Source organism: Citrobacter sp. Awk 2 (assembly GCF_028069815.1).
Lineage (GTDB): Bacteria > Pseudomonadota > Gammaproteobacteria > Enterobacterales > Enterobacteriaceae > Citrobacter.
Genome location: NZ_JANEWL010000048.1, coordinates 1 through 19,585 on the forward strand (window position 1 = coordinate 1; position 19,585 = coordinate 19,585).

The following is a 19,585-nucleotide window of genomic DNA, read 5'->3' on the forward strand; positions in this document are numbered from 1 at the left end:
AAATAAATGATTGAGTCCATTGGAAAAACAACATATATTAGCCGCGTTTTTTTACAGGTAATCCTTATAACCATCTATTCAATCAGGCGTTAATCTCGCTTGGTTGTAGGAGTGATATGATGACGGATAAAGTCCGTATTAATACTTTGCGTGCTAATTCATTACCACAGAGCAATGATACCTTTTTAGCAAGACAGGCTGAGTTTGAATCTAATGTCAGAAGCTATCCCCGTAAACTGCCATTGGCTATTGCCAAAGCGCAGGGTGTCTGGATCACCGACGTAGAAAATAATCAATATCTTGATTGCCTGGCAGGTGCCGGAACCCTGGCGCTTGGTCATAATCATCCTGAAGTGCTTCAGAGCATTCAAAGTGTCATCACCAGCGGCTTACCGTTACATACACTTGATCTCACCACTCCTTTAAAAGATGAATTCTCATCTTATTTACTCTCACTGTTACCGGGCGAAGGCAAAGAATATTGCCTGCAATTTACCGGCCCGTCAGGCGCAGATGCAGTCGAAGCGGCACTTAAGCTGGCGAAGAAAGTCACCGGCCGTTCCAGCATCATCAGCTTCTCCGGCGGTTATCACGGGATGACCCACGGCGCGCTGTCCGTGACCGGTAACCTGTCGCCGAAAGAAGCCGTCAGCAACATGATGGCGGAAGTGCAGTTTATGCCATATCCGCATCAGTACCGCTGCCCGTTGGGTATCGGCGGCGACGCTGGCGTTAAAGCATTAACCTACTACTTCGAAAACCTGATCAACGACGTTGAAAGCGGTGTGCGTAAACCGGCTGCCGTGATCCTTGAAGCGGTGCAGGGTGAAGGCGGCGTGAACCCGGCTCCGGTCGAGTGGCTGCAGCGTATTCGTAAAGTGACGCAGGAACACGGCATTCTGCTGATCATCGATGAAGTTCAGGCTGGTTTCGCGCGTACCGGTAAACTGTTCGCCTTTGAACACGCCGGTATTGAACCTGACATTATTGTGATGTCCAAAGCGGTTGGTGGTGGTCTGCCACTGGCGGTACTGGGCATTAAAAAGCAATTTGATGCGTGGGCTCCGGGTCACCATACCGGCACCTTCCGCGGCAACCAGCTGGCGATGGCGACCGGTCTGACGACGCTGAAAATTCTCAAAGACGACAAGATTGCCGATAAAGTTGCTGCCCAGGGCGAGTGGCTGAAAGGCAAACTGGCTGATCTGCAGAAACGCTACCCGGTTATCGGTCAGGTACGTGGTTTGGGTCTGATGATCGGTTTGGAAATCGTTAAGCCGAACGAAGCGCAGGATCACATGGGCTGCTATCCGGCTGATGGCGAGCTGTCCGCGCTGCTGCAGAAAAAATGCTTCGAAAACGGCCTGATTCTGGAGCGCGGTGGTCGCAACGGCTGCGTCCTGCGTCTGTTGCCGTCTCTGCTGATCACCAACGCTGAGCTGGAAATTTTCCTCGATAAATTCGAAAACGCCCTGCTGGGCGCTGGCGTGAAGCCGGTTTAAACGGAGTTGGATCGAATGTCAGACGTAAACCCGATTCTGTCCGGCTCGGCGCAAAGCATCGCTGCCTATCAGGACGCTATCGAGCAGAGTACGCAAGCGGTCGTTGAATGGTTAAAACAGCCTGAGATGTATCAGGGCAAAACCGTTGAGCAACTGCGTGAACGTATCAACCTGAATTTTACGTCTCAGGGCCTGGGCAACCAGGCCGCTATTGAGCGTGCGGTTGAATACTTTCTGAAAGACAGCCTGTTAGTTCACCATGCGCAGTGCGTGGCGCACCTGCACTGCCCAAGCCTGGTAATTAGCCAGGCGGCGGAAGTGCTGATCAACGCCACTAACCAGAGCATGGACTCCTGGGACCAGAGCCCATCGGCCACCATCATTGAGATCAAGCTGATCGAATGGCTGCGCGAGCAGGTTGGTTTCCCGGCAGGTGACGCGGGCGTCTTTACCAGTGGCGGCACCCAGAGCAACCTGATGGGACTGATGCTGGCACGCGATGCTTTCTTTGCACGGCAGGGACATTCCATTCAGCAGGATGGTCTGACCGGTGACCTGAGCAAAATAAAAGTGTTCTGCTCTGAAAGCGCGCACTTTTCCGTGCAGAAAAATATGGCGCTGATGGGACTGGGCTACCGCTCCGTCACCCAGGTGAAGACCGATGCATTCTCGCGCATGGATCTGGCCGACCTGAAAGACAAGCTGGCCCAGGCGAGAGCTGACGGCGAGCAGGTGATGGCGATTGTTGCGACTGCCGGTACTACGGATGCAGGTGCAATCGATCCGCTAGCGGACATTGCGGCGCTGGCGGCAGAACACCAAATCTGGATGCACGTGGATGCGGCATGGGGCGGGGCATTACTGCTGTCTGAGAAGTATCGTCACTTCCTGAACGGTCTTGAGCTGGCCGATTCTGTGACGCTGGATTTCCACAAACAGTTCTTCCAGACCATCAGTTGCGGCGCGTTCCTGTTGAAAGACGCTCGGCACTATGAACTGATGCGCTACCAGGCTGCATACCTGAACTCTGATTTTGATGAAGAGCACGGTGTACCTAATCTGGTGTCGAAGTCGCTACAGACCACGCGTCGTTTTGATGCGCTGAAGCTGTGGATGGGCCTCGAGGCACTCGGGAAAAAACAGTATGCTGAGATCATTGATAACGGTGTGACGCTGGCGCGTGATGTGGCCGAGTTTGTCAAAACGCAGCCGCACCTGGAACTGGTGATGGAGCCGCAACTGGCAAGCGTACTGTTCCGCTTCCGCCCGCATAGCGATGATTTGGCGTTTGTTGCGCTGCTGAATCAGCGTATTGGCGACGTTTTGCTGGCGTCCGGTAGCGCGAACGTGGGTGTCACTGAAGCTGATGGCATTACCTGCCTGAAGCTGACGCTGCTGAACCCGACGGTGAATTTGGCGGATGTGAAAATCCTGCTGGCAAGCGTGAAAGAGACTGCTGAACAGCTGCTGAAAGCATAGGCAACAAGCAAGTTATAAGAATGGCTCCCACGGTACGGGAGCCATTTTTTTGCCTGTAATTTTTAGCCCGGGCAGGTGAAGCGCCGCCGGGCTACGGTTAGATGATGTCTGCGAGTGCGGCATCGCGGTTCGGGAAGAACGTCAGACGACCTGGGATGGGTTGGATACCCGCGCGTGCCATGGTGCGTAGCGGCTGAAACTCCAGGTTACTGATACGCAGCTCACAACCTTCCGGCAGACGTTTAACAAAACGCTGGAAGGCGTCCAGACCGCCTGCATCCAGTACCGGGACCGCGTCCCACTTCAGCACCACAATGCGTTTGCCTGCAATACGCGACTCGAGATCGGTAAATAATCCTTCCGCAGCGGCAAAGAATAGCGGGCCAATAACGCGTAGTACCAGTACGTCGTCTGGTACGTCTACGTTGACCGGAGCCAGACGCGTCATGCGCGCAATACGGCGCATAAACAGCAGCGAAGCGAGAACAATACCGACGCTGATGGCGATAACCATATCGAACAGCACCGTCAAAGACATACACATCAGCATGACGATGATGTCGTCTTTCGGCGCGTGGCGCAGCAGATCCACAACTTTATGCGCTTCGCTCATGTTCCATGCCACCATCAGCAGCAGGGCAGCCATTGCCGAAAGGGGTAGCCAGGAGAGCAGCGGGGCCAGCACCAGCAGTGCAAGGATCACCAGAATCGCGTGAATGACCGCAGAAATTGGCGATGTTGCGCCGGCACGAACGTTAGCTGCTGAACGGGCAATCGCGGCGGTGGCGGTAATACCACCAAAGAACGGGGCGACAATATTACCCAGGCCCTGACCAATCAGTTCACTATTGGCTTTATGCTTCGTCCCTGTCATTCCATCAAGCACGACAGCACACAGCAGGGATTCAATCGCCCCCAGCATCGCCATCGAGAAGGCGGCGGGTAGCAGTGCCTGTAACGAGCTCCAGCTCAGCGTAAAGTTTGATTCTGGCATATTCCACGGCAATACCAGTTGGGGTAGCAACTGCGGAATACCGTTGCCTTGCGAACCATCGGCCAGAATGTAGTGAAACTGGGAACCGATAGTGGCGACATGCCCACCGCTCAGGTTAACAATACCCATTACCGCACAGCCAGCCAGCAGCGCCGGAAGGTGGCCTGGCAGACGTATCCCCAGCCGCGGCCAGAAAATCAGGATCCCCAGCGTGACCACGCCAATGGCGGCGTCGCCGAAGTTAATGGTTGGCAATGCCATAAACAGTGCACCGACCTTCTGCAGGTAGTGCTCCGGGACATGAGCCATCTGTAAACCGAGAAAATCTTTAATCTGCATGGTACCGATGGTAATACCAATACCCGATGTAAAGCCTAACGTGACTGACACGGGAATATATTCGATCAGGCGGCCAAAGCGAGCGAGGCCGAAAAGGATCAGGAATATCCCGGACATTAGCGTGGCGACCAGCAGACCTGCCAGCCCAAACTGTTGCGACACCGGATACAAAATCACCACGAAGGCGGCGGTAGGGCCAGATACGCTAAAGCGTGAGCCCCCGGTGAGGGCGATAACAATCCCAGCCACGGCCGAGGTGTACAGGCCGTACTGTGGTGCAACGCCACTACCGATTGCCAGTGCCATTGCCAGCGGAATCGCAATGATCCCAACGGTAATCCCGGCGATCAGGTCACGAGTAAAACGTGAGGCGGTATACTTTTCTTTCCAACAAGCGTCGATGAGGGCGCGGAAAGGCATCACATGTGAGGAAAATAGTCTGTTCACAATAATGTTTCATCCATGAGCGCATCATCTATCTAAAAAACGATAGTTGAAGTTGGCATAAATCATACAAATAAATAAAACGGATAAAAAAACCCGCCGCAGCGGGTTTTTGAGCCGGGCTCGATTAATGCTCGAACATAGCAGAGATGGATTCTTCGTTGCTGATACGACGAATCGCTTCGGCCAGCATACCCGACAGAGTCAACGTACGCACGTTTGGCAGTGCTTTGATTTCGTCGGTCAGTGGAATGGTGTCACAGACAACGACTTCATCAATTACTGAGTTGCGCAGGTTGTTTGCCGCATTACCTGAGAAGATCGGGTGAGTTGCATAAGCAAATACGCGTTTGGCACCACGTTCTTTCAGCGCTTCAGCTGCTTTACACAGCGTACCGCCAGTATCGATCATGTCATCAACCAGCACGCAGTCACGGCCCGCAACGTCACCAATGATGTGCATCACCTGAGAAACGTTAGCACGTGGGCGACGTTTATCAATGATAGCCATATCGGTATCGTTCAGCAGTTTAGCGATAGCGCGGGCACGCACGACGCCACCGATGTCTGGAGAAACCACAATCGGGTTGTCCAGATTCAGCTGCAGCATGTCTTCTAACAGAATCGGGCTACCGAATACGTTATCAACCGGCACATCAAAGAAGCCCTGGATCTGTTCAGCATGCAGGTCAACGGTGAGGACGCGGTCAACGCCAACGCTGGACAGGAAGTCCGCGACGACTTTAGCGGTAATCGGAACACGAGCAGAACGTACGCGACGATCCTGACGTGCATAGCCGAAGTAAGGGATAACTGCGGTGATACGGCCTGCGGAAGCACGGCGCAGCGCATCAACCATAACGACCAATTCCATCAGGTTGTCGTTAGTCGGGGCACAAGTGGACTGGATGATGAAAATATCACCACCGCGTACATTTTCATTAATTTGTACGCTGACTTCGCCGTCGCTAAAGCGACCTACAGCGGCGTCGCCGAGTGAAGTGTACAGGCGGTTGGCAATACGTTGTGCTAGTTCCGGGGTGGCGTTACCAGCAAAAAGCTTCATATCAGGCACGAGAAGAACCTCAGGCATGCGTCCATTGGTGGAAAGAATCTGCCGAAAACTGTGCGGGCCAGGCAGTATCCTCTCCAGGCGGTGTATTAAAGAGCGCGATGCAACGTCTGGAACAGGGTGACGTTGTCACCGCAACTCAGCTTGCCCGGCTTACTCGTCATCATTCACATTTCATGTGCGCTGGCATCAATTTCTCACACCAGTCACATACTTTTGTATGTGTCTGGCGATTCGTCATCTCGCCATCTTCCTGAAACCCAAATGATTTAGAGTAGCGCTCTGTGCAATGGGGAGAGGTTTACACCTTTCGCCACAAAGCCTTTGAGCCAATCCGGGGCTTGCTCAAGCACCTGGCGAGCACGGGACTCAGTGTCAAATTCAGCAAAGACACAAGCCCCTGTACCAGTCAGGCGCGACGGCGCGTATTCTAACAGCCAGGAAAGCGCTGCATCAACCTCGCGAAAACGTTTTCTTGCGATAACCTCGCAATCATTGCCGAATTCACATTTTAGTAACGTTTCTATTGACCTTTTTGGCGTGTTACGCGGGAGGTCAGGATCGTTAAAAATCACCGGCGTTGGAATACTGACTCCCGGATGGGCGACCAGGTACCACTTTTCTGCTGGATTGACCGGCGTCAGGATTTCTCCTACGCCTTCAGCAAAGGCTGCGTGACCGCGTACGAATACCGGTACGTCGGCACCCAGCGTTAAGCCCATTATCGCCAGTTCATCTACAGACAACCCACACTGCCATAGGTGATTCAGTGCCACTAAAACGGTGGCGGCATTCGATGAGCCACCGCCCAGACCACCACCCATCGGCAGCCGCTTGAGAATGCTGATGTCTGCACCACTGCCGGCTGGCAGGCGACCACGTTCCGCGGCGGTTTTCATGAGCAAGCGTGCGGCGCGCACAATCAGGTTGTCTTCATGCTCAACACCATCAACAGGCGTTAACAGGTGAATTTCACCGTCATTGCGTACGTTGATACTGATCTCGTCGCCATAATCGAGAAACTGAAACAGCGTTTGTAGCGTGTGATAACCGTCCGCACGTTGTCCGGTGATGTATAAAAACAGATTCAGTTTCGCCGGAGAGGGCCAGTGGGTCATCATTTCACAATCCAGTTATCCATTTTCAGCTTAATGCGCTGGTCGCCGTCGGACAGCTCCATATTTGCCGGCATCGCCGGCTGCGTTTTGCTGTCGTAGGCGCTGTACACGACTTTCCAGCTTTTACCGTCTTTACTGTAATTCACTTCGCTCAGGCGGTATTGATCGTCGAGTTTGTAATCGGTGGCGTCACCCGGCAGACCAAGGATCCACTGGCGCAGGCTGTTCAGCGGGATGGGCATCCCGGTCAGTTTGCCGATCATTTCTTCAGCGTCGTCAGCGGTGTAGTGCTTCCCTTTGTTGTCGACGAGTTCCACGTTGCCGGGTTGCGCGTTCAGTTCCAGTTCGGTACTACCCAACGGATTGGTCAGCAGAAGACGATAGCGATCCTGACCAGTTTGCTGCCAGAAAAAGCGGGCATACACTTTCTGCTGGTCGGAAATATAGGCAAACGCACCGCGTGTCTGATATTGGTTCAGTGTGCGTACTTCCTGCTGGTGCTGGCGCCACTGTGGAGAGTCGGGGCTTTTGCCGGGGCCTTTCGGCGCGTTGAGCGCACAGGCGGTGAGAACCAGGCTTGCCAGCGGCAACAGACGGATCAGGCGAAAATCAGGCAGGGTCATAATGATGACAAATCCTTGTAATACGGTGCATTAATTGCCTGATGGCGCGGCGCTTATCAGGCCTACAAACTGAATCCGCAGGTCGGGTAAGACGCGTTTTTCGCCATCCAGCAAAATCATGCCAGCGGTTGCAGTTATAACCCTTAATGCTAGCGCCGACCGTGAATATCGTCTACGGTCACGTTATCTTAATTTAAACCGTAAGCTATTACTCCAAAAGGGGGCAGTCTCTTTTATTGGCCGCACGCATCCTGTATGATGCACGCAGTCTAACCTTATCAACGCTGGTACTATTCCCGCACACATGACCCTTTTAGCGCTTGGTATTAACCATAAAACGGCACCTGTATCGCTGCGAGAACGCGTAACGTTTTCGCCGGACACGCTCGATCAGGCGCTGGACAGCCTGCTTGCGCAGCCAATGGTGCAGGGCGGGGTAGTGCTGTCGACGTGTAACCGCACAGAGCTGTATCTCAGCGTAGAAGAGCAGGATAACCTGCAGGAAGCGCTGATTCGCTGGCTGTGTGAGTACCACAATCTGAACGAAGAAGATCTGCGCAGTAGCCTCTACTGGCACCAGGACAACGATGCTGTCAGCCATCTGATGCGCGTTGCCAGTGGTCTGGATTCACTGGTGCTCGGTGAACCACAGATTCTCGGTCAGGTGAAAAAAGCGTTTGCGGATTCGCAAAAAGGCCACCTGAACGCCAGTGCGCTGGAACGTATGTTCCAGAAATCATTCTCCGTCGCGAAACGTGTACGCACAGAAACAGATATCGGTGCCAGCGCGGTGTCAGTCGCCTTTGCTGCCTGTACGCTGGCGCGTCAGATCTTTGAATCCCTTTCCACGGTAACGGTGTTGTTAGTGGGTGCCGGCGAGACCATCGAACTGGTGGCGCGACATCTGCGTGAGCACAAAGTGAAGAAGATGATCATCGCTAACCGCACACGTGAGCGTGCGCAGGTGCTGGCCGATGAAGTCGGCGCCGAGGTGATTTCTCTGAGCGATATTGATGCCCGCTTACAGGATGCCGATATTATTATCAGTTCTACCGCCAGCCCGCTGCCGATAATCGGCAAGGGGATGGTCGAACGTGCGCTAAAAAATCGCCGTAATCAGCCTATGCTGCTGGTTGATATTGCGGTACCGCGCGACGTTGAACCGGAAGTGGGCAAACTGTCCAACGCCTATTTGTACAGTGTTGACGACCTGCAAAGCATCATTTCGCATAACCTGGCGCAGCGCAAAGCGGCCGCCGTGGAAGCGGAAACCATTGTTGCGCAGGAAACCAGCGAGTTTATGGCCTGGCTGCGAGCACAAAGCGCAAGCGAGACCATCCGCGATTATCGCAGCCAGTCTGAACAAATCCGTGATGAACTGACCGCCAAAGCGTTGTCTGCTCTGGAACAGGGCGGTGATGCGCAAGCCATTATGCAGGACCTGGCGTGGAAGCTGACTAACCGCCTGATCCACGCACCAACTAAATCACTTCAACAGGCCGCCCGTGACGGGGACAGTGAACGCCTGAATATTCTGCGCGACAGCCTCGGGCTGGAGTAGCAGTACACCAATCTCATTTTTGACAGGGTGCATTTACGCCTATGAAGCCTTCTATCGTTGCCAAACTGGAAGCCCTGCATGAACGCCATGAAGAAGTTCAGGCGCTGCTCGGTGATGCGGGAACCATCGCAGACCAGGAACGTTTTCGTGCATTGTCGCGCGAATATGCGCAATTAAGTGATGTTTCCCGTTGTTTTACGGACTGGCAACAGGTTCAGGAAGATATCGAAACGGCACAGATGATGCTCGACGATCCTGAAATGCGTGAAATGGCGCAGGATGAACTGCGCGAAGCAAAAGAAAAATGTGAACAACTGGAACAGCATCTGCAGGTTCTGCTGTTGCCAACCGATCCTGATGATGAACGTAACGCCTTCCTTGAAGTGCGTGCGGGAACCGGTGGTGATGAAGCGGCACTGTTTGCGGGTGATTTGTTCCGCATGTACAGCCGTTATGCTGAATCGCGTCGCTGGCGGGTAGAGATCATGAGCGCCAACGAAGGCGAACATGGTGGCTACAAAGAAATTATTGCTAAAGTCAGCGGCGACGGTGTCTACGGTCGACTGAAATTTGAGTCCGGTGGTCATCGCGTACAGCGCGTGCCGGCGACTGAATCTCAGGGACGTATCCATACTTCTGCCTGTACGGTCGCGGTGATGCCGGAACTGCCGGACGCAGAACTGCCGGATATCAATCCAGCCGATCTGCGAATTGATACTTTCCGGTCATCGGGGGCGGGTGGTCAGCACGTTAACACCACCGACTCAGCAATCCGTATTACCCACTTGCCAACCGGTATCGTGGTGGAGTGTCAGGACGAACGTTCGCAGCATAAAAACAAAGCGAAAGCGATGTCGGTGTTGGGGGCGCGTATTCGTGCCGCCGAAGTGGCCAGACGTCAACAGGCGGAAGCCTCTGAGCGGCGTAACCTGTTGGGCAGCGGCGATCGTAGCGATCGCAATCGTACCTATAACTTCCCGCAGGGGCGTGTGACCGATCACCGCATCAACCTGACGCTGTACCGTCTGGATGAAGCGATGGAAGGTAAACTGGATATGCTTATTGAGCCGATTGTCCAGGAATATCAGGCCGATCAGTTGGCGGCGTTGTCCGAGCAAGATTAATGGATTATCAGCAATGGTTGCGTGAAGCAATCAGCCAGTTACAGACCAGTGAAAGTCCACGCCGTGATGCCGAGATCATACTTGAGTTCGTCACAGGCAAAGGGCGAACCTATATTCTGGCTTTTGGCGAAACGCAATTAACCGAAGCGCAGTGTGAACAGCTGAACGCGCTGGTGGCGCGCCGTCAGCGGGGGGAACCCGTCGCGCACTTAACCGGTGTTCGTGAATTCTGGTCGCTGCCGCTGTTTGTTTCACCCGCCACGCTCATTCCGCGTCCGGATACCGAGTGTCTGGTTGAACAGGCATTGGCGCGTTTGCCTGCCTCGCCGTGCCGTATTCTTGATCTGGGCACTGGTACTGGTGCCATCGCGCTGGCGCTGGCGTCTGAGCGTCCGGATTGCACGGTGACAGCAGTTGACCGCATGCCGGATGCCGTAGAACTGGCAAACCGCAATCGACTGAATCTGGCCATCGACAATGTGCGAGTGTTGCAAAGCGACTGGTTCAGCGCCTTGTCGGGACAACAGTTTGAGATGATCGTCAGTAACCCGCCATACATCGATGAGCAGGATCCGCATCTGGCACAGGGCGATGTGCGCTTTGAGCCACTGTCGGCGCTGGTCGCAGGCGAGAATGGTCTGGCGGATATCATGCTTATCATCGACCAGTCTCGCCGAGTTTTGACCACTGGCGGTTATCTGTTGCTGGAGCATGGCTGGCAGCAGGGCGAGGCCGTCCGTGATGCCTTTACCCGCGCGGGTTACCAGGCGGTTGAAACCTGTCGTGACTATGGCGGCAACGAGCGGATTACGCTCGGGCGCATCCCATCATGAATTCGTTCAGCACGCTACTCACTGTTCATCTCGTTAGCATCGTGCTTTCTGTCGGGCTACTCACGTTGCGTTTTTGGTGGCGTTCTACCAATACACGCCTGGCATCAGCGCGCTGGACGCGTATTCTGCCACCGATCATTGATACCGTTTTACTTCTCAGCGGCGTGGCGTTGATCGCTAAAACGCACATCCTGCCATTCACCGAACAGGGGACATGGCTGACTGAAAAGCTGTTTGGGGTTATCATTTACATCGTTTTGGGTTTTATTGCGCTCGATTACCGTCGGGCGCGCAGCCAGCAGGCGCGATTAATCGCATTTCCGCTGGCGCTGGTGGTGCTGTACATCATCATTAAACTCGCCACCACAAAAATACCGTTACTGGGGTAAGTCATGAGGTCGTTAGCTGATTTCGAATTTAATAAAGCGCCGTTATGTGATGGGATGATCCTGGCGTCGGAGTCAATCCGTCTGGATTTTCCAACACAAACTGTCTACGACGAACTGGAACGTCTGGTTAGTCAGGCGCAAGAAGAAATTAGCCAGCTCCTGTCTCAGGATGAGCAACTGGAAAAACTGCTGGCACTTTTTTATGGCGAATGGGGGTTTACGGACACCCACGGCGTCTACCGTCTTTCTGATGCACTATGGCTCGACCAGGTCCTGAAAAATCGTCAGGGCAGTGCGGTTTCACTCGGTGCCATCTTATTGTGGATTGCTAACCGACTGGATCTGCCGTTGGTTCCGGTGATTTTCCCGACGCAGCTGATCCTGCGTATTGAATCGCTGGAAGGTGAGATGTGGTTGATCAACCCGTTCAATGGCGAAACGTTAAATGAACACACGTTGGAAGTGTGGCTGAAGGGTAACATTAGCCCGGTTGCTGAACTGTTCAACGAGGACCTTGACGAAGCGGATAACGCGGAAGTGATCCGCAAACTGCTCGACACGCTGAAATCTTCGCTAATGGAAGAGAGGCAAATGGAACTGGCGCTGCGAGCCAGCGAAGCATTACTGCAGTTTAATCCTGAGGATCCGTATGAAATACGCGATCGCGGATTGATTTACGCGCAGCTGGAATGTGAACATGTTGCGCTGACAGATTTAAGTTATTTCGTTGAGCAATGTCCGGAAGACCCGATCAGCGAAATGATCCGTGCGCAGATTAATACTATTTCGCACAAGCAAATTGTATTGCATTGATTAATAACACTTTACCTACCGTTTAAGGCGATCCTATGAAACAAAAAGTGGTTAGCATTGGCGACATCAACGTGGCAAATGACCTGCCGTTCGTGCTGTTTGGCGGAATGAACGTGCTGGAATCCCGCGATCTGGCGATGCGCATTTGTGAGCACTACGTAACCGTTACTCAAAAGCTGGGTATCCCTTACGTGTTCAAAGCCTCCTTTGATAAAGCCAACCGTTCTTCCATCCACTCTTACCGTGGGCCAGGCCTTGAAGAAGGGATGAAAATCTTCCAGGAACTGAAGCAGACGTTTGGCGTAAAAGTGATCACCGACGTTCATGAAGCCAGCCAGGCACAGCCTGTTGCTGATGTGGTGGATGTGATTCAGCTTCCGGCATTCCTTGCTCGTCAGACCGATCTGGTAGAAGCGATGGCGAAAACGGGCGCTGTTATTAACGTGAAAAAACCGCAATTCGTGAGCCCGGGCCAGATGGGCAATATCGTGGATAAATTCCATGAAGGCGGTAACGACAAGGTTATCCTGTGCGACCGTGGTGCGAACTTTGGTTATGACAACCTGGTTGTCGATATGCTGGGCTTTAGCGTGATGAAGAAAGTTTCCGGTAACTCTCCGGTGATTTTTGACGTCACCCACGCGCTGCAGTGCCGCGATCCGTTTGGCGCAGCAAGCGGCGGCCGTCGCGCACAGGTTACCGAACTGGCTCGTGCCGGTATGGCGGTAGGCCTGGCGGGTCTGTTTATTGAAGCGCACCCGGATCCAGCCCATGCCAAATGCGATGGTCCGTCTGCACTGCCGTTAGCGAAACTGGAACAGTTCCTCACGCAGATTAAAGCAATCGACGATCTGGTGAAAAGCTTCGATGAGCTGGACACTGAGAACTAAGAGCGTTGAACAGGCCGGGGGATATTCCTCCGACCTGTTATTCCCGTCAGGCGCCAAACGCGCCGTCAATAGTATGCATTGCGCCTGTTACAAACCCTGCTTCAGGGCCAGCAAGCCAGGCAACCATTCCGGCAACTTCTTCCGGTCGCCCATGTCGTTTTAGCGCCATAAAGCTGTGCATCAGCTCTTTCAACGGACCTTCTGCCGGATTGGCATCGGTATCAATCGGGCCAGGTTGCACAACGTTCACCGTAATACCACGCGGACCAAAATCACGAGCCAACCCTCTTGCCATTCCTTGTAGTGCCGACTTGCTTAACGCATAAGAAGCCATACCGGCAATGGGCATACGGTCACCGTTTACTGAACCGATAATGATGATTCGTCCACCCTCAGGCATCTGGCGTGCAGCCTCCACCGCGGCGTAGTAGGGGGCGTGAATATTAATGCGGAAAAGACGTTCAACTTCATCTGGATCCTGCTCCAGCGCGTCGCCGAACAGGATAATCCCAGCGTTAACGACCAACACATCTAACGGGCCACTTTCCCTCACCCGTGCGATAACGTCCTCGCGTCTGGCGCTGTCGGTTTGCGCCGTGCGGGTACCAGTCTCATCGGCCAACGCTTTGGCGGCGTCAGGAGAGCCGGAATACGTGAAGGTGACGGATGCCCCCTCCGCGGCAAAGCGGCGTACAATTGCCGCGCCGATCCCACGACTACCACCAAGAACCAGCACCGATTTACCCTTGAATGAAGACATCAGATACTCCTTGAACAATTATGTAGTGATCGATATATAATGGCCGCATGGTTTTCTGTCAATGGATTTGTAATGATCACTACAAAATGTTCGCGTGCGCCGGGGCGACCGCGTAATTTTGACCCGGAACAGGCGGTTGCGACGGTACAACGTTTATTTCACGCCCACGGCTACGATACTGTTAGTGTGGCGGATGTCACTCAGGTTCTGGGTATCAAACCCCCCAGTTTCTACGCGGCTTTCGGGAATAAGCTCGGCCTCTATCAGCGAGTATTGAGCCGTTACGTGCAAACCGATGCGATCCCTTTTGACGATATTTTACGTGCGGACAAGCCCGTTGCTGACTGTCTGGCAACGCTGCTTGAGGAAGCGGCACGTCATTACGCTGCTGATCCTGATGCGGCAGGATGTTTAGTGCTGGAGGGAACACATTGCAATGATCCTGAGGCGCGCAATGCCGCCCGCGCGTTCTACTCGGTAGCTGAAAATAAGATCCATAACTTTATTGCCCAGCGTTACCCCGCAGAGGCGAAAAGTATGACTGATTACGTCTGTACCACGATGTTGGGTTTGTCGGGAAAAGCGCGTTGCGGACACTCGCTTGAACAACTGGTATCCAGCGCGCAACTTGCCAGCCTTGCGTTTCGGCACAGGTTTCCTGATTAGCTATGCACAAAAAAGGAAGATAAACATGATGAGTAAAATGGGCCTTTGCTTCAAAACGCCTCCTCCTGCTATTCGTAATATGGCGTTGGCTGCAATGCTGATGGGAACATCCTCTTTGGCTTCTGCACAGGATAAGGCTGATGTTATTTTGTATAACGGCCAGCTTATTACCATGGACGAACAACAGCCAAATGCGCAGGCTCTGGCGGTAAAAGGGCAACACATTATTGCTGTTGGAAATAATGAAGAGATTAAAAAATGGTCAGGGCAAAATACGCGAGAAATTAACCTTGCGGGTAAAACGGTGATCCCAGGATTAATTGATGCGCATCTGCATGGTATTCGCGCAGGAAGGACGTTCTTATTCGAAACCTACTGGTTTGATGCCAAAACGTTACCTGATGCTCTGCGCAAACTGTCGCAATCGGCAGAAGAGAAAAATACGGCGCAGTGGGTGGCCGTGGTGGGATCATGGATACCTGAACAATTTGCCGAAAAGCGAGACCCAACCCTACAGGAACTTAATCAGGCGCTGCCTGCAAATCCTGCGTATGTTCAGAGTCTTTATGACTATGCGTTGTTAAATCAACACGCTATTGATGCTCTCAAGCTTAACAGCCCTACGCCAGCTATCCCCGCAGGGATAGTTATAGAGCGCAACGATAAAGGTTTTGCCACGGGGAAATTACGCGGCACCATTGGCAGTTTTAACCAACTTTTCGCTCAGATCAGTCAGGATAATAATGTAGGAGAAAACCTCAATGCCTTTATTCACTATTTAAATAAACGGGGTGTAGTGGGTTTTATTGACCCTTCAGCTGGGCAAGAACAGGCTTATCGCGATTTCTTTAAATTTCAGCAACAGCCGCCAATGAGGATGCGTGTTGGATATCGCTTATCTGCACCGCCCGGTAATGAGACCGAGTGGTTTAAACAGCGTCTGGCGTTTCGTCCGGCAGTGCATGATGATGGGAAAATATCCTTCTTAGGTTTTGGTGAAAGCCTGGTGCTGGAAATGAATGATGGCGTGCGGATGTCATCCGGATTTAGTTCATCGCCAGATGCCAAAAATGAACAATATAAGGTGTTACAGCTGGCGGCGCAGGAAGGTGTCCCCGTTGAAATACATGCTTATACCGATGATAGCGCAGACGCAATTTTGGATGTCATTAGCGAGGTGGCGAAATTACATGATATTTCCCAGCTTCGCTGGTCAATTGCCCATTTAAATACCGGTACGGCAGAGACGATAGCCCGGATGAAGCAATTAGGCTTAGCCTATTCTGTACAGATGGGGCCGTATTTTGAATCTCCCGCCATTGAACGCGCTAATGGCAACGCCGTTGTAGCGCAGTCATCCCCGATTCAACCTGCACTAGATCAAGGAGTGATCGTTGCAGGGGGGACGGATGCGACAAGAATAGGCGTTGCGGGTGTGTGGCATGCCATTGAATACCATGTGACGGGGAAAGCGCTCGGCGGCTCTGTGCGTGACGAGAAACGCCGGGTCAGCCGGGAAGATGCGTTAAAAATGTATACGCTAAATGCCGCCTGGCTGGCATTTGCCGAACAGCAGAGAGGGAGTTTACGCGCTGGCAAGCTCGCTGATTTTGCCGTTCTGGATCAGGATATTCTGGCCGTTGCGGCAGATAAACTGCACCAGACACAAGCGCTATTCACGTTTGTGGATGGCCAGCAGGTTTATCCAGAGCAATAAGCATGGATAAAAAAACGGCCCTGTAAAGGGCCGTGGGTTGCACCTGAGTCGATTATCAGGCGAATATCGTCATCAGGTAGGCGATAAACAGTGCCAGATGCGCTGCACCGTTGAGCACATTGGTGCGTCCGGTGGAGAAGGAGATATGGCACAGCACCAGCGAAGAAACCATGACAATCATCTCTGGGGCGCCCAGCGCGAACACCAGGTCATTCCCCGTTGCCCACGCAATCAGTGTGACGACAGGTACGGTCAGTGAGATGGTGGCAAGTACTGAGCCGAAGAATAAATTCATCGCTCGCTGCACCTGGTTGTTCAGCACTGCTTTCAGCGCACCTAAACCCTCTGGGGAGAGAATGAGCAACGCTACCAGGAAACCGGTAAATGCCACTGGTGCATTCAACTCAGTGAGTAATGTTTCCAGCGGATTAGCATTCATTTTGGTAACGGCAATAACGGCAATCAAATGGATGACAAGCCAGGCGGCGTGCCATAGATTGCTGTGCGCGGAAGGTTTGCCGTGATGCGGGTCGTCGTCGTCGCCCTCATCTTCATGCTCGTAAATAAACAGGCTCTGGTGTGTTTTGGTCTGGATCAACAAAAATACGCCGTACATTGCTGCTGAAATTAACGCCACCAGCAGTGCCTGTGCAGTGGTGAAATTCGCTCCCGGTAATGCCATCGGGAATACCAGCACGATAATGGCCAGCGGGAATAAAGCGATTAAATACTGCTTAATACCGAACAGGTTCATATACTGGGTAGCAAATTTTCGGCCGCCCAACAGTAATGAAAACCCGACCAGCCCACCGGTTACGATCATAATGATGGAATAGAGTGTATCGCGCATTAGCGTGGGCGCGGCGTCACCGGTTGCCATTAATGCGGAAATTAAACTGACTTCGAGAATAACCACCGAAAGGCTGAGAATCAGCGAGCCATAGGGCTCACCAAGTCGGTGAGCTAATACGTCTGCATGACGGACAACGCTGAATGCGCTACTTAATATACCAATAAGGGCTAGTGCGTTAATGCCGATAACCACTGGTAGTGACTGACTGCTCCCCCAAAAGAACAGTACTACCAGCGCCAAAATCGGAAAGGCGAGTGAGGTCTCCTTGTGGCGGGTTTTTACCGCCTCATGTGCATGTGTCATGTCATTAATTCTCCATCTCTGCAGGTGCTTATAATTATAAATGTATTAAAGAATGTAAAAAATAACAGATCTTTCGGTATTTCCGATCTGATTTTACGTAATTTTACGGCATGGACCATTTTTTGCATCAAAGCGAACAAAATGGTGTGTCTTGTTTAGAGAGCATTTAAATAACAAGATGTTAGGTTTCTGAATCAATCAAAATATCACACGATGATATGCTAACGGTCGCGCCAGATCGGGACATAAAAAGAGGATATAAAGTGCCGTTGAGCCTTTGTTGCCTTGCATGCAGCCGGTGAATTGCCTATTGTCCTGGTATTGGTTTCAAAATGAGCAGTAAAAAAGCCTGGAAGGCGTCAAAAAAGTTGTCGCAGGGAAGTTGCAGTGGCGGAGGTGTAAGGTGTTAACGCGTGATTTTTTATTGAATGCTGACTGTAAGACGGCATTTGGTGATATTGAAGAATCACTACTCTGGTCGGCGGAACAACGGGCAGCCTCACTGGCCGCCACGCTTGCCTGCCGTCCAGATGATGGACCGGTGTGGATCTTTGGTTATGGATCGTTGATGTGGAACCCGGCGTTAGAGTTTGAAGAGTCCTGTACCGGGACGTTAGTCGGCTGGCATCGCGCATTTTGTTTGCGCCTGACGGCAGGGCGAGGAACGGCGTGTCAGCCGGGACGGATGTTGGCCCTGAAAGAGGGGGGGCGCACTACGGGTGTGGCTTACCGTTTACCGGATGCCTCGCTGGAGCAAGAGTTGTCCCTGCTGTGGAAGCGTGAAATGATCACCGGATGTTATCTTCCAACCTGGTGTCAGCTCACGCTGGATGATGGCCGAACGGTGAGTGCGCTGGTCTTTATTATGGATCCGCGACATCCATTGTTTGAGTCCGATACCCGTGCTCAGGTTATCGCGCCGCTTATTGCTTCTGCCAGTGGACCATTGGGAACCAACGCGCAATATCTGTTCTCGCTGGAACAGGAATTGGTGAAGTTGGGGATGCAGGATGACTGTCTTAACGATCTGGTGATTACGGTCAAAAGATTGTTGGGAGAGAACCTGCCGGAAGGCGTCATGCGACCCGGATTTGCCTAAGCGTTGCCGGGTTATCTGTTGTGTGCCCGATAAGCGTAGCTGCTTTCGGGCATTACATCATCAGGCTGCAATATAACTGATTGAATGCTCCAGAGACTGGCTGTGGCTGTCGATCAGCACGTTCCAGACGCCGGTATACGGTACGGTCAGCCATGCATTATCACGATTCTGCACGCTTAAAATGTCGGTCTGCGTGTCTTTGACGTGATTTTTCTCGCTCATCAGATGGATGTGACAACGCTCTGAACAGCGTACCACCACCGTATCTCCACCAAATAATTTCAAACTTGCCTTCACTAATGCCATTTTTCACCCCGTTCTTGAAAACAACGTACTTTCTGTCGAAAGTGCTGCGTGATGTTGTTCACATTTCACTCATTGCATAACACCAAAGGGGAGGGCGTGGGATGCTGATTTTGATCAAAAAATGGCATAACGGTTAAACAAAAATGACAAAATCCCTTAAAAGGGTTGAAAGGGCGAGCTTACGTTTAACGAAACCGCGCCCATCTGAGATTAAATCGGGAAATTTCCGGCACTTTCAGTACGCTTGCCTGAAAGGGTTGGCATCAGAAGGTCAAAACCTTATCTGCTGCCAGCGTCCACTGAGCCAGTTCCACCAGCGTACCGACTTCAACGCCATCAATTAGCGGCAGGGCGGTGATCCCGCGGCCATCGGTACAGGTTTTGCAGAGTTTTACCGGAACGTTTTGTGCTGTCAGGATTTCCAGCATTTGCTGAATATTATAACCTTCTGCGGGTTTCTGCCCGCGCAGCCCTGCAGTGACGGCATCCGACATTAAAAACAGACGCAGGTCGAGGCTGCCCTCCTGCTCGCGCAGAGCGATGGCCAGACGCAGACTGTTGAATAACGACTCGCTTCCATAGGCTGCACCGTTCGCGATGATCACTATCTTTTGCATTTTGACTCCTGTTGTCGAATGGGAGGGATAATTACCAGCGGCTATGTTACTCCGTGTTGTCTGCTGTGGAAAATGACGTAGGG

At 52.5% G+C, this 19,585-nt stretch carries 19 protein-coding genes; 11 read left to right on the top strand and 8 right to left on the bottom strand.

The annotated features are described in order from the left end of the window. Positions 1–116 precede the first annotated feature (116 nt). On the top strand, positions 117–1,502 hold the full coding sequence (locus NNO02_RS13200; RefSeq protein ID WP_271454988.1) for a diaminobutyrate--2-oxoglutarate transaminase: 1,386 nt from the start codon (positions 117–119) through the stop codon (positions 1,500–1,502). 15 nt (positions 1,503–1,517) lie between these two features. Then, complete coding sequence (locus tag NNO02_RS13205) at positions 1,518–2,981, top strand: pyridoxal phosphate-dependent decarboxylase family protein (RefSeq protein ID WP_442867906.1); 1,464 nt, start codon at positions 1,518–1,520, stop codon at positions 2,979–2,981. A 97-nt stretch (positions 2,982–3,078) separates the two neighbouring features. Here the strand turns inward: NNO02_RS13205 and dauA are convergent, their stop codons facing one another. The 4 genes from dauA to lolB all read right to left on the bottom strand — a co-directional run bounded on the left by dauA (position 3,079) and on the right by lolB (position 7,571). After that, positions 3,079–4,761: a C4-dicarboxylic acid transporter DauA gene (dauA, locus tag NNO02_RS13210; RefSeq protein ID WP_271454990.1), complete on the bottom strand. Its 1,683-nt coding sequence runs from the start codon at positions 4,759–4,761 to the stop codon at positions 3,079–3,081. A 124-nt stretch (positions 4,762–4,885) separates the two neighbouring features. Next, entirely contained in the window at positions 4,886–5,833 is a 948-nt protein-coding gene (gene prs, locus NNO02_RS13215) for a ribose-phosphate diphosphokinase (RefSeq protein WP_001518537.1), read from the bottom strand. A 266-nt stretch (positions 5,834–6,099) separates the two neighbouring features. Then, a complete protein-coding gene (gene ispE, locus NNO02_RS13220) occupies positions 6,100–6,951 on the bottom strand; it encodes a 4-(cytidine 5'-diphospho)-2-C-methyl-D-erythritol kinase (protein WP_271454991.1) in 852 nt (283 codons plus the stop codon). Then, positions 6,948–7,571, bottom strand: a complete 624-nt coding sequence (lolB, locus tag NNO02_RS13225) for a lipoprotein insertase outer membrane protein LolB (RefSeq protein ID WP_271454992.1) — start codon at positions 7,569–7,571, stop codon at positions 6,948–6,950. Before lolB ends, ispE begins: the two co-directional genes overlap by 4 nt. A gap of 304 nt (positions 7,572–7,875) precedes the next feature. Between lolB and hemA the strand changes: the two genes are divergently transcribed. The 6 genes from hemA to kdsA are packed head-to-tail and all read left to right on the top strand — an operon-like array spanning position 7,876 to position 13,181. After that, complete coding sequence (gene hemA, locus NNO02_RS13230; RefSeq protein ID WP_271449253.1) at positions 7,876–9,132, top strand: glutamyl-tRNA reductase; 1,257 nt, start codon at positions 7,876–7,878, stop codon at positions 9,130–9,132. 41 nt (positions 9,133–9,173) lie between these two features. Next, entirely contained in the window at positions 9,174–10,256 is a 1,083-nt protein-coding gene (gene prfA, locus NNO02_RS13235) for a peptide chain release factor 1 (protein WP_271440914.1), read from the top strand. After that, positions 10,256–11,089 carry a peptide chain release factor N(5)-glutamine methyltransferase gene (prmC, locus tag NNO02_RS13240; RefSeq protein ID WP_271454993.1) on the top strand — a complete coding sequence of 278 codons (834 nt, stop codon included), beginning with the start codon at positions 10,256–10,258 and terminating at the stop codon, positions 11,087–11,089. Before prfA ends, prmC begins: the two co-directional genes overlap by 1 nt. Next, positions 11,086–11,478: an invasion regulator SirB2 gene (gene sirB2, locus NNO02_RS13245; RefSeq protein WP_271440916.1), complete on the top strand. Its 393-nt coding sequence runs from the start codon at positions 11,086–11,088 to the stop codon at positions 11,476–11,478. Before prmC ends, sirB2 begins: the two co-directional genes overlap by 4 nt. A gap of 3 nt (positions 11,479–11,481) precedes the next feature. Then, positions 11,482–12,291 carry an invasion regulator SirB1 gene (gene sirB1, locus NNO02_RS13250; protein WP_202038490.1) on the top strand — a complete coding sequence of 270 codons (810 nt, stop codon included), beginning with the start codon at positions 11,482–11,484 and terminating at the stop codon, positions 12,289–12,291. Between the two features lie 35 nt (positions 12,292–12,326). After that, on the top strand, positions 12,327–13,181 hold the full coding sequence (gene kdsA / locus NNO02_RS13255; protein ID WP_048211463.1) for a 3-deoxy-8-phosphooctulonate synthase: 855 nt from the start codon (positions 12,327–12,329) through the stop codon (positions 13,179–13,181). Positions 13,182–13,227: 46 nt separating this feature from the next. Here the strand turns inward: kdsA and bdcA are convergent, their stop codons facing one another. Further along, positions 13,228–13,941 (bottom strand): SDR family oxidoreductase, encoded by a 714-nt coding sequence (gene bdcA / locus NNO02_RS13260; RefSeq protein WP_271454994.1) that lies wholly within the window; start codon positions 13,939–13,941, stop codon positions 13,228–13,230. A gap of 72 nt (positions 13,942–14,013) precedes the next feature. Here bdcA and NNO02_RS13265 point away from each other — a divergent pair, with 72 nt between their 5' ends. Both NNO02_RS13265 and NNO02_RS13270 read left to right on the top strand, forming a co-directional pair. After that, the gene (locus NNO02_RS13265; protein ID WP_271454995.1) at positions 14,014–14,607 is read left to right on the top strand and encodes a TetR/AcrR family transcriptional regulator; all 594 of its coding nucleotides are present in this window, start codon (positions 14,014–14,016) and stop codon (positions 14,605–14,607) included. 25 nt (positions 14,608–14,632) lie between these two features. Beyond that, a complete protein-coding gene (locus NNO02_RS13270) occupies positions 14,633–16,324 on the top strand; it encodes an amidohydrolase (RefSeq protein WP_271454996.1) in 1,692 nt (563 codons plus the stop codon). A 55-nt stretch (positions 16,325–16,379) separates the two neighbouring features. Here NNO02_RS13270 and chaA read toward each other — a convergent pair whose 3' ends face one another. Beyond that, positions 16,380–17,480, bottom strand: a complete 1,101-nt coding sequence (gene chaA / locus NNO02_RS13275) for a sodium-potassium/proton antiporter ChaA (protein WP_271454997.1) — start codon at positions 17,478–17,480, stop codon at positions 16,380–16,382. Between the two features lie 403 nt (positions 17,481–17,883). Here chaA and NNO02_RS13280 point away from each other — a divergent pair, with 403 nt between their 5' ends. Further along, complete coding sequence (locus tag NNO02_RS13280) at positions 17,884–18,579, top strand: gamma-glutamylcyclotransferase (RefSeq protein ID WP_101743259.1); 696 nt, start codon at positions 17,884–17,886, stop codon at positions 18,577–18,579. A gap of 60 nt (positions 18,580–18,639) precedes the next feature. Here NNO02_RS13280 and NNO02_RS13285 read toward each other — a convergent pair whose 3' ends face one another. Together NNO02_RS13285 and NNO02_RS13290 are read right to left on the bottom strand one after the other, a co-directional pair. Beyond that, complete coding sequence (locus NNO02_RS13285; protein ID WP_042318612.1) at positions 18,640–18,885, bottom strand: DUF1883 domain-containing protein; 246 nt, start codon at positions 18,883–18,885, stop codon at positions 18,640–18,642. A 263-nt stretch (positions 18,886–19,148) separates the two neighbouring features. Further along, positions 19,149–19,502, bottom strand: a complete 354-nt coding sequence (locus tag NNO02_RS13290) for a DsrE/DsrF/TusD sulfur relay family protein (protein WP_137381691.1) — start codon at positions 19,500–19,502, stop codon at positions 19,149–19,151. Between the last annotated feature and the right edge of the window lie 83 nt (positions 19,503–19,585).